The organism is Streptomyces sp. NPDC005281, assembly GCF_040607495.1.
In the GTDB taxonomy this organism is placed as follows: domain Bacteria; phylum Actinomycetota; class Actinomycetes; order Streptomycetales; family Streptomycetaceae; genus Streptomyces.
Map to the genome: position 1 here is coordinate 223451 of NZ_JBEXGX010000001.1, position 13577 is coordinate 237027.

A 13577-nucleotide genomic window follows, 5' to 3' on the forward strand; every position below is an offset into this window, starting at 1 on the left:
GCGTATGACAGTTGACGCTCTGACAGATGTCGCGGGTCTGCGGGTGGGGCACGCGACGCGCAGCGGGGACGGTTGGCTCACGGGGACGACGGTGGTGCTCGCTCCCGAGGGCGGTGCGATCGCCGCCGTGGACGTGCGCGGAGGCGGGCCCGGCACCAAGGAGACGGACGCGCTCGATCCGCGCAACCTGGTGCAGAAGGTCGAGGCGGTCGTCCTGACCGGGGGCAGCGCGTACGGGCTGGACTCCGCTTCGGGCGTGATGGCGTGGCTGGAGGAGCGGGGGCGCGGGGTGCGCGTGGGTCCCGACCCGACGCACGTCGTACCCGTCGTGCCGGCGGCCTGCGTCTTCGATCTCGGGCGCGGGGGCGACTTCCGGGCCCGGCCGGACGCTTCCACCGGGGTGGCCGCGGTCGAGGCGGCCGACGCGAGCGCACCGGGCGCACCGGTGCCCGAGGGGTGTGTGGGCGCCGGCACGGGGGCGGTGGTGGGGCGGCTCAAGGGCGGGGTCGGGACGGCGAGCGCCGTGCTGGAGTCCGGTGTCACGGTGGCGGCGCTGGTGGTGGCCAACGCGGTGGGCTCGGTGGTGGAGCCGGAAACGGGGGCGCTGTACGGGGAGTTGGCGCGGGGGCGTACCGCGTGTCCGTCCGCCGCGGTGCGCGAGAGCGCCCGGCTGCGGCTCGCGGAGGCCGCCGCGAGGAACGCGCCGCCGCCTTTGAACACCACGCTCGCCGTCGTCGCCACCGACGCCGGTCTGACTCGGGCGCAGGCGCAGAAGCTCGCGGGTACGGCGCACGACGGGATCGCGCGTGCCGTGCGGCCGGTGCACCTGCTGAACGACGGCGACACGGTGTTCGCGCTGGCCACGGGTGACCGGCTCCTCGCCGCCGACAACCCCCTGGCGCTCAACGAGATCCTCGCGGCCGGCGCGGATCTGGTGACCCGCGCGATCGTGCGCGCGGTGCGCGCGGCGGAGCCGGTGGACGGTCCGGGCGGGGCGTGGCCGTCGTACGAAGGGCTTTACGGAGAGGCCGGGCCGGGGATGTCGTAGCGGCCGGGAACTGGTGCGACAAGGGCGCCTTGCCGGACAATGGGTGCGGCGGCCGGAACCTTTCGCGGGACGCGTGGACCACTGGAAGTGCCGTCTGACGAGGGCCTTTTGACGTATCTGCGGGTCGCGCGGGAACTCACCGCGCGGGCCGCCCGTTTTCCGTCCGTACGTTTTCTCGGTTCGCGGACATGATGTCCGACCGAGGGGCTACGGTATGCACCCACAAGGTGACATGCAGCAACGCCGGGAGAAACCTTGAGCGTTCCGTACGAGACAGCAGCGTACGAACCACCCGAGTCGCCCGAGTCTCCGGAGGAGCATCTCGAACGACTTCTGGGCCGCGCCCTGAACTCGTTCGAGCTGCCCGACGAGGCCATACGGCGGCTCGACTGCGCTCTGGCGCACGACAGTTCGCTGCACTCCGCGCACCACAGCGCGGGGCTGCACCGGGAGACGTACCGACACACCTGGCTGCTCGCCGACGGTTCCGCCGTCACCCTGTGGGAGCTGGTGCACAACACGGCCACCGGTCAGGACGCCCAGCACGAGGTCTACGTCGACGAGGAGGAGCTGCGCACCGCCACGGCCCGGCTCCCGCTCCCGCCTGACGCGCCGGACTTCGAGCTGCCCGTATTCGTGCAGTTGTCGTCGATCCCCGAGCCGCGTCACACCTACGTTCCCGACGGCTCCGCCGATCACGCGCGCCGGCTCCTGCGTCGCGCGGAGAATCCGGACCGGCCGGGCGCCGACCTCACGTCGCTGCTGCTCCGGGAGGCGTTCGCGCACCAGATCACGCAGGCTTTCGGGCGCCCTTGCCGCGCGGGCCAGGCGGGGCTGTGCTTCTCGCTCTACGAGCACGCGTTCCTGCTGCGCGACGGGCAGGAGATCTCCCTGTGGGAGGTCGAGCACACGGCCACACCGGACCGGCGGCACATGTGCGAGGTGTACGCGACGGAGGACGCGGCCCGGGACGCGATGGAGCGACGAGCGGCACGACTGGGCTGACGCGGCACGGGAAGGGGCCCCGGCACCTGAGGTGCCGGGGCCCCTTCCCGTTCGGACCTCCGCGTCACGCGGGTGACGGCGGGCCTGGGCAGGGATCAGCCCCGGCCCACGAACTCCGGCTTCCGGCCCGTGCCCTCCTGGCCCTCGGCCTCCTGGACCTTGCCTTCCCGGTCCTCGACCTCTTGCCCCTCGTTCTCCTCCAGGCCCTCGTTCTCCTCCAGGCCCTGGGACCGATCCTGGTCCCGACCCTGGCTCAGGGCCTGGGTGTCCGTCTCGGGCTGCGCTCCCTCCACATGCTGGGCCGGCCGCTTCGGCAGGGCGAACATCAGCAGGAAGATGACGGTCAGCACGGCCGCGACCCAGCCCAGCGCGTGCTGGAAGGCGTTCACGAAGGCCGGGCCCACCTGGACGCGGGTCAGGCGGTCGCCGATCTCGCCGAAGAAGAGGACCGAGACCAGGCCGAGGCCGAGCGCGTTGCCCATCTGCTGAACGGTGTTGATCAGACCCGAGGCCGAGCCCGAGTGCTCACGCGGAACCTCCGAGAGCACGGCGTCCGTCAGCGGCGCGACGATGAAGCCCATGCCGGCCCCCATGACGACCAGCGGGAGGGCCATCTGCCAGGAGGCGATGTCCATGCCGTACCGGTCGGACTCCCAGATGTAGAGCAGTACACCGACCGCCATGACCAGCGCGCCCGCCTGGAGCACCTTGCGCCCGAAGCGCGGGACCAGCAGTTGTACGGACATGCCCGCCGCCGCCGAGACGGCGATCGAGAACGGCACTCCGGTCAGCCCCGCATGCAGCGGGCTCCAGCCCAGTCCGATCTGCATGTACAGCGTCCAGACCAGGAAGAAGATGCCGAGGGCGACACCGAAGACGGTCTGCACGGCGATGCCCGCCGCGAAGCTCTTCACCTTGAACAGCGACAGCTCGACCAGCGGGGAACCGTCCCGTGCCGCCTTCCGCTTCTCGTACGCCACGAGCGCCGCGAAGACCACGAGGGAGCCGGCCATCGACACGTAACCCCACAGCGGCCAGCCCAGTTCGCGGCCGCGGGTCAGCGGGTAGAGCAGCATGAGCAGGCCGAGCGTGACGAGGGCGACGCCGACGAGGTCGAGCTTGAGGGCCCGCGGGGCCTTGGACTCGCTGATGAAGCGGCGGCCCAGGATCAGCGCGACAACGCCGACCGGCAGGTTGATGAGGAAGATCGGCCGCCATTCCAGGCCGAACAGGTTCCACTCGGTGAGCAGCGCGCCGAGGAGCGGGCCCGAGACCGCGCCCAGTCCGACGATCGCGCCGAAGAGGCCGAAGACCTTTCCGCGCTCGTGCGCCGGGAAGGTGGCGTGCACGATCGACAGGACCTGCGGCACCATCATCGCGGCCATGGCGCCCTGAAGGATGCGGGAGGCGACGAGCATCTCCGGGTTCACCGCGAACCCGCACAGCGCGGAGGCGACGGTGAAGCCTGCCACACCGAGGAGGAAGAGCCGCTTGCGGCCGTGGATGTCGCCGAGCCGCCCGCCGGTGATGAGTCCCGCGGCGAAGGCCAGCGCGTATCCCGCGGTGATCCACTGGATCTGGCTGAAGGTGGCGCCCGCGTCCCGCTGGATCGACGGGATCGCGATGTTGACGATCGTGACGTCGACCAGGTCCATGAAGGCCGCGGTCATCACGATGGCGAGGGCGAGCCAGCGCCGTCGGTCGGCCATGGCGCCGGGTGCGGGGCCGCCGAGAGCTGTCTCAGGAGTGTCGGTGGAGGTCATGTGACAAACCTAGAGGCCTATTAGGTCAGATCATGACCTAATTCTCCGGCACCCTGGAAGCCATGACGACCGATACACCGGCCAGGCTTCTCCAGCTTCTCTCTCTGCTCCAGACGCCCCGCGAGTGGCCCGGCGGCGAGCTGTCCGAGCGTCTTGGGGTGTCACGTCGTACGGTCCGCCGCGATGTCGACCGGCTGCGCGAGCTGGGCTATCCGGTGCAGGCGACCAAGGGCGCGGACGGCGGCTACCGGCTGGTGGCGGGCACGGCGATGCCCCCGCTCGTCCTCGACGACGAGGAGGCCGTGGCCATCGCGGTGGGCCTGCGGGCCGGCGCCGGGCACGCGGTCGCGGGGGTGGACGAGGCCTCCGTACGGGCGCTGGCCAAACTGGAGCAGGTGCTGCCGTCCCGGCTGCGCCGCCGTGTGTCCACACTCCAGGCCGCCACCACCCCCCTGACCAGTGGAGACGGGGCGAGTATCGCGCCCGAGACGCTGACCGTGATGGCGTCGGCCATCGCGGGGCCGGAACGGCTGCGGTTCGCCTACCGCTCCGGGGACGGAACACCGTCGCGGCGGCTGACCGAGCCGTACCGGCTGGTCTCCACCGGCCGGCGCTGGTATCTCGTCGCCTACGACCTCGACCGCGGTGACTGGCGGACGTTCCGCGTCGACCGGGTGACCGAGCCCTTCGCGACGGGGGCGCGGTTCACGCCCCGCGAACTGCCGGCCGGGGACGCCGCCGAATTCCTGCGGCAGTCGATGCACCGGCGCCAGGAGACCTACACGTTCGACGTCGTCTTCGCCGCCCCGGTCGGGTTCGTGGCCGCACGTGTGCCCGCCTGGGTCGGTACGCCCGAGCCGATCGACGAGCACAGCTGCCGTCTGCGGGCCTCCTCCAGCGACTCGGTGGACTGGCTCGCGGTGCGGATCGCGATGGTCGACTGCGACTTCACCGTCCGGGAACCCCCGGAACTTGTGGATTACGTAAGGGTGTTGGGTGCGAGGCTGAGCCGGGCGGGGGGAGTGCCGCAGACTGACGGCGCTTGACGGTCGGCCGTGCGCCACGGGGGTGGTGACACCCGGTGGACCATCGGCGACGGCAGGTTATGTCGCTGTGGCACAATCTGCCGTCGGGTCACCCCGGGGTTCAGGTTCGGGGTGGCCCGTTCTCATGCCGCCCGGAGATACCCAGAGATGCCCGGAGATCCACCGCGCTCGACCCACCCCTGCTCGGACGCCTCGATCCTCGTCCTGCTGAGGCCCCCGATCCCCGTCCGCCGTCCCCGCGGGGCAAAAAGGAGCCGAGCTCCGGCGCCGGGGGGGGGAGGCGCCGAAGCTCGACTCTGGGAGAGTCCCGGCGCGGGGGGGGTGTGCGTCGGGACTCGGTTCTTGGGAGCGGTGTGCTTCCGCTCTATGTCGCGGTGTGCTTCCGCTCGGTACTGCGGTGTGCTTCCGCCAGGTGTTCTCGCCGGGTACTTCTGTTGGCTTCTGCCGCTCGGACGGGGCCCGAAGCGTGGACCCTGAAGTCTTGTTCCCAGGGCCTAGCAGGTTGAAGCGGCCTTACATGGCCATGTCTGGTCGACTTGTGGCCAACGTGGCGGTGGTGCCCGTGTGCGGACCGGGCAGAGCGGGTCCGGCGCCCTCGTGGCGAATGAACCCGTACGGCCCAGCCGGCCCGCCCGCTCGGCTCACCCCGCTCACTCGCCCCGCCCCCGCACACGCCCCGCACACCCCGCCGACCTCGCCGCCGTTACGCCGCCGCGTCGAATCCGGTGTCGCGCGCCAGCTTCTTCAGTTCGAGCAGGGCGTGCTTCTCGATCTGACGGATGCGCTCACGCGTGAGCCCGTGCTCCTTGCCCACCTCCGTGAGCGTCCGCTCCCGGCCGTCCTCGATGCCGTACCGCATCTTGATGATGGACGCGGTGCGCTGGTCGAGGTGGCCGATCAGGTCGTCCAGTTCCTCGCTGCGCAGCAGCGTGAGGACCGACTGCTCAGGCGAGACCGCCGAGGTGTCCTCGAGCAGGTCGCCGAACTGGGTCTCGCCCTCGTCGTCCACCGCCATGTTCAGCGAGACCGGGTCGCGTGCCCAGTCCAGCACGTCGCCCACGCGCTCGGGCGTCGTGCCGAGCTCGGTGGCTATCTCCGCGTGCTCCGGCTCGCGCCCGTGCTCGCGGTTGAACTCGCGCTGCACGCGACGGATGCGGCCCAGCTCCTCGACCAGATGGACGGGAAGACGGATCGTGCGTGACTGGTCGGCGATGGAACGGGTGATGGCCTGACGGATCCACCAGGTGGCGTACGTCGAGAACTTGAAGCCCTTGCGGTAGTCGAACTTCTCGACCGCGCGCACCAGACCGGCGTTGCCCTCCTGGATCAGGTCGAGCAGGGGCAGACCGCTGCGCGGATACCGGCGCGCCACGGCCACGACCAGCCTCAGGTTCGAGCGGATGAAGACGTCCTTCGCGCGCTCGCTGTCGGCGAACAGCGCCTCCAACTCCGCACGGGACGCCTCCGCCCCGGCCTCCGCCTCACCGTCGAGGATCTGCCGCGCGAACACACCCGCTTCGATGACCTGGGACAACTCGACTTCCTTGGCGGCGTCGAGCAACGGTGTTCGCGCGATCTCGTCGAGGTACATGCCGACCAGGTCGCGGTCGGCGATTTCGCCGCCTCCGGCGCGAACACTGCGCGCCGCGCCGGCGGTCCCGCCGGTGGCGGACTGACGACGGGCGACGGCACGGGTTGCCATGCGTGCTCCCTTGCGTGGTGGGCTTGCGGGTGGTCCTGGACATCCGGCTTCACCCTCCCGGGTGCCCGGCATCTGCTGGAAACAACGACTGGAATCAGGACAGAATTCCCAACCCGCACCTGGATTTTTCTGATCATGCAGTACCCTGTCGCACCACACGACAGGACCAAAGCGGTCAGAACGTACAGATATGCAGGTCAGGCCGGGAGCGTCAGCCGCCGCCGACGCACTCACGGACCCGTACGACCGCTACGTACGTGAGACGCCCGTCACGTACGACACCTCGCGTTCGGCGCCGTCGCGTTCGGCAGCCTCACATTCGGCGCCATCGCCTTCGACACCACTACGTTCGGCGTCGTCACGTTCGACACCGTCGCGTTCGACACCGTCGTCTTCGCGCCGGAACAACGTCGTCCGTGACCGCTCTCCCACCTTGAAGACGGACGGCGCCGCCAGATGGTTGCCACGGACACGGATTCACAGACGATTCCGAGGTACGCCGTATCCAGCGCCTTCCGCGCGAAGCCCACCCCCCCGCGACCTCCGCGGGGGAGGCAACCGGCGGCAACCAGTGACAACCGGGACAGGGCGAGCCCTGCCTGCGAGCCCCGCCCCGGGTCCCGTCCGGACCACGCTCCGGCCAGGACCACCGGCCGCTCAGCCGAACTGCACCGACCGCTTCGCCATCCCCAGCCAGAATCCGTCGATCACGGACCGCTGCGACTGCCGGCCGTCGAGCCCGCCGGCTGCGTCCGCCGCGCCCATGGTCACGAAGAGCGGGGCGAAGTGCTCGGTACGCGGATGGGCGAGACGGCCCGCCGGCGACTTGCGCTCGAAGTCGAGCAGCGCGTCCACGTCACCGGCCTCCAGAGCGCGGTGTCCCCAGTCGTCGAACTCGCTCGACCAGGTGGGGACTCCCCCGCCGGTGTGCCGCAGGGCCGCGAGATTGTGGGTGAAGAAGCCGGAACCGACGATCAGCACACCCTCGTCGCGCAGCGGCGCCAGTTTCCGGCCGATCTCGAACAGCCGGACCGGGTCGAGCGTCGGCATGGAGATCTGGAGCACCGGGATGTCGGCCTCGGGGAACATCTCCTTGAGGGGGACGTACGCGCCGTGGTCGAGTCCGCGGTCCGGGATGTCCTGCACCGGCGTACCGGGCGCGCGCAGCAGTTTGCGTACGGACTCGGCGAGCTTCGGGGCTCCGGGGGCGGCGTACGTGACCCGGTAGTAGTGCTCGGGGAAGCCCCAGAAGTCGTACACGAGGGGGATCGTCTCGATCGCGCCGAGGGCGAGCGGAGCCTCCTCCCAGTGCGCGGAGACCATCAGGATCGCCTTGGGGCGGGGCAGGTCGGCGGACCAGGCGGCGAGCTGGCCGGGCCAGACCGGGTCGTCGGCGAGCGGCGGGGCACCGTGACTGAGATAGAGGGCGGGCATGCGCTCCTGCGCGGGGCGCTCCTCGGTGGCTGCTGACATGGCGGCTCCCTCCAGAGAGTTCCATCGTACGGCGGCAGTGCTTGAGCTTTGAAGCAGTTGCTCCCGAAGCAGTCGCTGTTGAAGCAGTTCCTTCAGAGCGGCTGCCCACTTCGGAGCAGTCGCATCGGAGCGGTCACCTCGGAGCGGCCACCTCGGAGCAATTGCTTAAAGTCTCAAGTTCTTGCACCGAGACTACGGCGAGTTTGTTTAAGTTTCAAGGAGAAGCTCGTACAGTGGAGTACATGGACACGGCACCCGCTCCCACTCCCGCTGAAGAGCCGCGCTGGCTCACCGCCGAGGAACAGCGCATCTGGCGTGCGTACATGCACGCCACGACCCTCCTGGAGGACCACCTCGACCGTCAGCTCCAGCGCGACGCGGGCATGCCGCACATCTACTACAGCCTGCTCGTACAGCTCGGAGAGGCACCGGACCGCCGGCTGCGGATGACGGAACTGGCCATGAACGCGAAGATCACCCGTTCGCGGCTCTCGCACGCCGTCGCGCGGCTGGAGAAGAACGGCTGGGTACGCCGTGAGGACTGCCCGTCCGACAAGCGGGGCCAGTTCGCGGTCCTGACCGACGAGGGCTACGAAGTGCTGCGGCGTACCGCGCCGGGCCATGTCGCCGCCGTACGGCAGGCCTTGTTCGACCGGCTCGGCCCGGACCAGCGCAAGGCCTTCGGCGAGGCCATGCGGATCATCGCCGAGGGGCTCCAGCCGAAGGACGCGGGCGCCGACCTGCCCTGGCTGCGCTAGGCACAGCCGGCCGGGGTCCGGACAGGGGACCGCCCCGGCTCCGTGTGGCGTGGAACCGGGGCGGTCTCAGGTGTCGTACGGACGAGGCGTCCCCACCCCCGTCCCTACGCCGAGCACCGGAGTGCGGGCCACGGAAGCACCGGAGTACGGGGCGGTCGCGGGGTCAGTGCGCGATGACCGGCACCTTCAGCTCGTCCTCGGCGCCCTCGCCCGTGCCCGAGCCGGCCACGACGGACGCGTCCGGACGGCCGGTGTTGATCAGGGTGAAGGCGATTCCCGCGGCGACCACGAGGATGCCGACGGCGAACCAGATCGCGTTGCTGTAGCCGTGCACCATGCCCTCGGCCTGGACGAGCTGCTGCTGCGCCTTGGTACCGGCGCCCGCGATGTGGTCCTTGATGTAGGCGGTGGTCGCGGAGGCGGCGATCGTGTTCAGCAGGGCCGTACCGATCGCACCGCCGACCTGCTGCGAGGTGTTGACCATCGCGGAGGCGACACCGGCGTCACGCGGCTCGATGCCGTGCGTGGCCAGCGACATGGCGGGCATGAACGCCGTACCCATGCCGAGGCCGAGCAGCAGCATCGCCGGCATCACCAGGGAGACGTACGACGAGCCGATCTCCAGCTGCGCCAGGAGCAGCATGCCGAGCGCGGCGACCAGGAAGCCGGGGCCCATCAGCAGCCGCGGCGCGACCCGGGTCATCAGCCGGGCGCCGATCTGCGTGGAGCCCGTGATCATGCCCGCGATCATCGGCAGGAAGGCGAAGCCGGTCGAGATCGGCGAGTAGCCCTTCACGATCTGGAGGTAGTACGTGAGGAACAGGAAGGTGCCGAACATCGCGATGATCGCGAGGCCGAGGGAGAGGTAGACGCCACCCCGGTTGCGCTCGAGGACGACGCGCAGGGGCAGCAGCGGGGCCTTGACCTTGGACTCGGTGAGGACGAACGCGGCCAGCAGCAGGGCGGAGGCCACGAACAGGCCGACGGTCATGGAGTCGCCCCAGCCGTCGGACGCGGCGCGGGTGAAGCCGTAGACGAGGGAGACCAGACCGAGGGTGGAAAGGACGACGCCCGGGATGTCGAGCGCCGAACGGTTGCGGCCGCCCTTCGGCTCACGGATGACGAAGTAGGCGCCCGCGGCCGCGACGATCGCGAACGGGATGTTGACGAAGAAGGTCCAGCGCCAGTTCATGTACTCGGTCAGGACACCGCCGAGGATGAAGCCGACGGCGCCACCGCCACCGGCGATCGCACCGTAGATGCCGAAGGCCTTGGCGCGCTCCTTGGCGTCGGTGAACATCACGGCGAGCAGCGAGAGCGCCGCGGGTGCGAGCAGCGCGCCGAACACACCCTGAAGGGCACGGGCGCCGAACATCATCGCGCCGCTCTGCGCGGCGCCACCGAGCGCGGAGGCCAGCGCGAAGCCGACCAGGCCCACGACGAAGGCCCGCTTACGGCCCCACAGGTCGGCGATACGGCCGCCGAACAGGAGCAGACCGCCGAAGGCGAGGGCGTAGGCCGTGACGACCCACTGCCGGTTGCCGTCCGAGATACCCAGGTCCTGCTGGGCGGAGGGCAGCGCGATGTTCACGATCGTGGCGTCGAGCACCACCATCAGCTGGGCCAGCGCGATGAAGACGAGCGCCTTCCAGCGGTTGCTGTGCGCGTCGGACGCTGGGTCGGGGACTGCTTTGGACAGGACTGTTTCAGACATGGGGGTACCCACTCCGGGACTTCGTGGCGAAAGAGGAAAAGAAAAGGGGACGGCTCGTCGACGGTGACGGCCGGAAGAGCGGCTGGGCAGGACCCGTCCCTGATGACGAGTGCGCCTCACACGCGATGAGTTCGGGCTGTATGAGTTGTACGAGCTACATGGTTGTAAGTGCTGTAAGGGCTGTAATGGCTGTAACTACTGCATGAACTACATGGCCTGTGTGAACTTCCGGGCTATGCGGCCTTACGAGATCGGTCACGGCGTCCGATGCGCCTCACGGCGTCGGACGTCTCTCACGGCGTCCGACGTCTCTCACGGCGTCCGACGTCTCTCACGACATCCGGCGCGGCGGTCACATCACACGCGTCGCAGTTCCTCCATGGTGGCGGCCACTCCTGGCAGATCGGAACGGGCCGGGGCCCGCATACCGTCCAGGAACAGCTGTAGATGACGGTGTACGAAGCGGTCGATGCCCTGGCACGCGGTGCCCGGCAGCGGCCTGGTGAGCTGGCTGACCGCGATCATGAGGTCGCCCAGCTCGACGTCGGGGCGCAGCTGTCCGGCCTCGCGGGCGCGGGCCATCAGCCGCTGGATCAGGTCGGTGATCCGGTCGCGGGCGGCGACCAGGTCGGGATGGTTCTGATCGAAGTTCTCGGAGAGCATCGGGCACAGGGCGCCGATCCGCTCGTCCGCGGCGAAGTGCACGAAGCCGCTCAGCGCCTCGAACGCGTCGCCGTCCGCGGCGAGCGCCTCCTCGACCCACTCCGAGGTGCGGTCCATGACCGAGCACACGACCTCGCGGGCGAGGGCGTCGCGGTCGGGGAAGTTGCGGTACACCGTGGCGTTGCCGACACCGGCCCGGCGGGCGATCTCGTCGAACGGCACCTCGGCACCGAACTCGACGAACATCTCGCGGGCGGCGGCGACGATCCGCTCCCTGTTGCGCAGGGCGTCGGCACGCGGCCGGGCCACTCGGCGCTGCACGGGGGTTGCGGTCTCCACGGCGTACTCCTCGTAGTGTCTCGGAGTCTGAATGCGATCCGGGGATTCGGTCCCCGTTTCGCTCGGACGTATGACTAAACGGGGAAACGATCCCCGGTTATTTCCCGGACCCGGGATGGGAATATGTGACCTGCGTCACATTCGCTTCTTCTCGGGTAGGTCACCCTGCGTTCCGCGTCTCCCGCCGGGCCTGCCGTTCAGCCGTTCCATACTCCCGCCTAGCCAACAGCCGGGTCGTTCGGGACCTCCCGCCGAGCCGACAGCCGGGTCGTTCCACACCTCGCACTGAGCCGACAGCCGGGTCGTTCCACACCTCCCGGCCAAGCTGGACGCCAGGTCGTTCGGCATCTCGCGCCGGGCCCGCCGCCCGCCCTTCGCGAACCCGGCGCGGAGGGGCGACGGAGGCCGGCGAGACCTCCGCGACCCCGCCGCACTCCCCCGGACGGCAACTCGTTCGGCCCCTCCCATGGATGAACCCGATCGGGCTCACCCAGCGCGCGCCCGGCGCGTCGGCGACTGAGGGTGATCGAAAGGGTGCAGTCGGACACCGGTGGCTGCCGAGGAGCGAAGGGCCCCTTCATGCAGCCGTCCAGCCGCCGCATACGCCCGCGCCGTGTGGCCGCGCTGGCCACGGTGACCGTTCTGACGCTGGCGGTCAGCACCTCCGCCGGCACCGGACATCTGACGGCCGGCTCCGCCACGGCGGGCTCCACGGCTCTGGGCCGCTCCACGGCGCTCGGCCCCTGCATGATCAACGGCCCGTCGGGCGTCCAGATGGGCGAAGGGATTCCGACCGCCCCCGGATACGCCCGCTCGACCGGCACCCTGCGGGCCCTGACGCTGATGGTCGACTTCTCCGACGCGCCCGGCAAGGGCAGCGCCCTCGACCGGTACGACGAGTTCTTCCCGAAGACGCAGAAATGGTTCCGCACCGCCTCCTACGGCCGTCTCGACTACCGCCCCGCGGCCCCCGTCCGGCACTGGCTGCGGATGCCCAAGCCCTTCAAGGCGTACGGAATAGAACGCGGCGCGCCCTTCGACCCCGGGTACCGCGAACTCGTCCAGGACATCGTGGCCACGGCCGACCCCGAGGTCGACTTCCGGTCGTACGACATCCTGAACGTGCTGGTCACACCGAATGCCGGGCCCTCCGCGCTGGACACCGTGCTGTCCGTGACCTTCGCCGGCAACACCGAGGCACCCGTGGCCGACGGCGTCCCGGTCGCCAACGCGTCCTTCGTCTACAGCCGCCAGGACGACGGCTCGGGCTCCTACGCCGACACCGGCTACCGCGTACTGCCGCACGAGAACGGCCACACCTTCGGCCTGCCCGACCTCTACACCCAGGAGGGCGGCGGCGCGGTCGGCCACTGGGACATCATGAGCGAGGACTGGGGGGCCGACAACGACCTGCTCGGCTGGCACAAGTGGAAGCTCGGCTGGCTCGACACCTCCCAGGTCGGCTGCGCGGCGGCGCGCGGCACCAGCGAGTACACACTGACCCCGCTGGCCCAGCGGGGCGGCTCGAAGCTCGTCGTCATACCCGTCGGCGCCCGGAGCGGCTACATCCTCGAAGTGCGCACCCGCGCGGGCAACGACTCCGCCGTCTGCCGTCCCGGCATCCTGATCTACAAGGTCGACGCGGACGTGGACACCGGGAACGGGCCCATCACGGTGTACGACTCCCACCCCGACAGCGGCGGCTGTACCCGTTCGCCCAACGTCCAGGCGGAACTCTCCGACGCGCCCTACTCCCCCGGTGAGACCTTCAAGGCCGCCAAGGCCGGGATCACGGTCCAGGTCGCGTCGGCGGACGCCTCGGGGAAGTATCGGGTGTACGTGACGCGCAGCTGACCACCGGGCGGGCCGGTACCGGCCGCAGGCGTTACCGGAAAGCGGCCGACCTGCGACAGCGGCCGGGCTGGCACTACCGTGGCTCTTCCGAGATCCGCCACACGGTGGCTCATCCGCCGCACGGCGGCTCATCCGTGAACCGCCGCACGGTGACTCTTCTGAGAGCCCCATCGGAGAGCCCATGTCATCGAGCCCCATGTCATCGAGCCCCA

General features: G+C 70.1%; 10 protein-coding genes. 5 read left to right on the forward strand and 5 right to left on the reverse strand.

All coding sequences use genetic code 11. From position 1 onward, the window contains the following. Positions 1 to 4 precede the first annotated feature (4 nt). Positions 5 to 1048 (forward strand): P1 family peptidase, encoded by a 1044-nt coding sequence (locus ABZV42_RS00950; protein ID WP_355982089.1) that lies wholly within the window; start codon positions 5 to 7, stop codon positions 1046 to 1048. Between the two features lie 255 nt (positions 1049 to 1303). Then, a complete protein-coding gene (locus tag ABZV42_RS00955; protein ID WP_355982087.1) occupies positions 1304 to 2053 on the forward strand; it encodes a DUF6227 family protein in 750 nt (249 codons plus the stop codon). 95 nt (positions 2054 to 2148) lie between these two features. Here the strand turns inward: ABZV42_RS00955 and ABZV42_RS00960 are convergent, their stop codons facing one another. Next, positions 2149 to 3816: an MFS transporter gene (locus tag ABZV42_RS00960; protein WP_355982085.1), complete on the reverse strand. Its 1668-nt coding sequence runs from the start codon at positions 3814 to 3816 to the stop codon at positions 2149 to 2151. Between the two features lie 62 nt (positions 3817 to 3878). On the opposite strand from ABZV42_RS00960, the gene ABZV42_RS00965 reads away from it, so the two are divergent. Further along, positions 3879 to 4862 (forward strand): WYL domain-containing protein, encoded by a 984-nt coding sequence (locus ABZV42_RS00965; protein ID WP_355982083.1) that lies wholly within the window; start codon positions 3879 to 3881, stop codon positions 4860 to 4862. 703 nt (positions 4863 to 5565) lie between these two features. On the opposite strand, the gene ABZV42_RS00970 is transcribed toward ABZV42_RS00965, so the two are convergent. Together ABZV42_RS00970 and ABZV42_RS00975 are read right to left on the reverse strand one after the other, a co-directional pair. Continuing rightward, positions 5566 to 6564 (reverse strand): sigma-70 family RNA polymerase sigma factor, encoded by a 999-nt coding sequence (locus tag ABZV42_RS00970; protein WP_355982081.1) that lies wholly within the window; start codon positions 6562 to 6564, stop codon positions 5566 to 5568. A gap of 657 nt (positions 6565 to 7221) precedes the next feature. Next, positions 7222 to 8037, reverse strand: a complete 816-nt coding sequence (locus ABZV42_RS00975; RefSeq protein WP_356050575.1) for a class III extradiol ring-cleavage dioxygenase — start codon at positions 8035 to 8037, stop codon at positions 7222 to 7224. 242 nt (positions 8038 to 8279) lie between these two features. Between ABZV42_RS00975 and ABZV42_RS00980 the strand changes: the two genes are divergently transcribed. Continuing rightward, positions 8280 to 8795 (forward strand): MarR family transcriptional regulator, encoded by a 516-nt coding sequence (locus ABZV42_RS00980; protein ID WP_355982075.1) that lies wholly within the window; start codon positions 8280 to 8282, stop codon positions 8793 to 8795. 163 nt (positions 8796 to 8958) lie between these two features. Here the strand turns inward: ABZV42_RS00980 and ABZV42_RS00985 are convergent, their stop codons facing one another. Then, positions 8959 to 10509, reverse strand: a complete 1551-nt coding sequence (locus ABZV42_RS00985) for an MFS transporter (protein ID WP_355982073.1) — start codon at positions 10507 to 10509, stop codon at positions 8959 to 8961. Between the two features lie 357 nt (positions 10510 to 10866). Beyond that, the gene (locus ABZV42_RS00990; RefSeq protein ID WP_355982071.1) at positions 10867 to 11511 is read right to left on the reverse strand and encodes a helix-turn-helix domain-containing protein; all 645 of its coding nucleotides are present in this window, start codon (positions 11509 to 11511) and stop codon (positions 10867 to 10869) included. Between the two features lie 579 nt (positions 11512 to 12090). Between ABZV42_RS00990 and ABZV42_RS00995 the strand changes: the two genes are divergently transcribed. After that, positions 12091 to 13365 (forward strand): M6 family metalloprotease domain-containing protein, encoded by a 1275-nt coding sequence (locus ABZV42_RS00995; RefSeq protein WP_355982069.1) that lies wholly within the window; start codon positions 12091 to 12093, stop codon positions 13363 to 13365. The last annotated feature ends 212 nt before the right edge of the window (positions 13366 to 13577 follow it).

Excerpts from the sequence above, each read along its gene's own strand:
- ABZV42_RS00950 (WP_355982089.1), top strand. The coding sequence starts at position 5 with ATGACAGTTGACGCTCTGACAGATGTCGCGGGTCTGCGGGTGGGGCAC.
- ABZV42_RS00970 (WP_355982081.1), bottom strand. The coding sequence starts at position 6,564 with ATGGCAACCCGTGCCGTCGCCCGTCGTCAGTCCGCCACCGGCGGGACC.
- ABZV42_RS00960 (WP_355982085.1), bottom strand. The coding sequence starts at position 3,816 with ATGACCTCCACCGACACTCCTGAGACAGCTCTCGGCGGCCCCGCACCC.
- ABZV42_RS00965 (WP_355982083.1), top strand. The coding sequence starts at position 3,879 with ATGACGACCGATACACCGGCCAGGCTTCTCCAGCTTCTCTCTCTGCTC.
- ABZV42_RS00980 (WP_355982075.1), top strand. The coding sequence starts at position 8,280 with ATGGACACGGCACCCGCTCCCACTCCCGCTGAAGAGCCGCGCTGGCTC.
- ABZV42_RS00985 (WP_355982073.1), bottom strand. The coding sequence starts at position 10,509 with ATGTCTGAAACAGTCCTGTCCAAAGCAGTCCCCGACCCAGCGTCCGAC.
- ABZV42_RS00975 (WP_356050575.1), bottom strand. The coding sequence starts at position 8,037 with ATGTCAGCAGCCACCGAGGAGCGCCCCGCGCAGGAGCGCATGCCCGCC.
- ABZV42_RS00995 (WP_355982069.1), top strand. The coding sequence starts at position 12,091 with ATGCAGCCGTCCAGCCGCCGCATACGCCCGCGCCGTGTGGCCGCGCTG.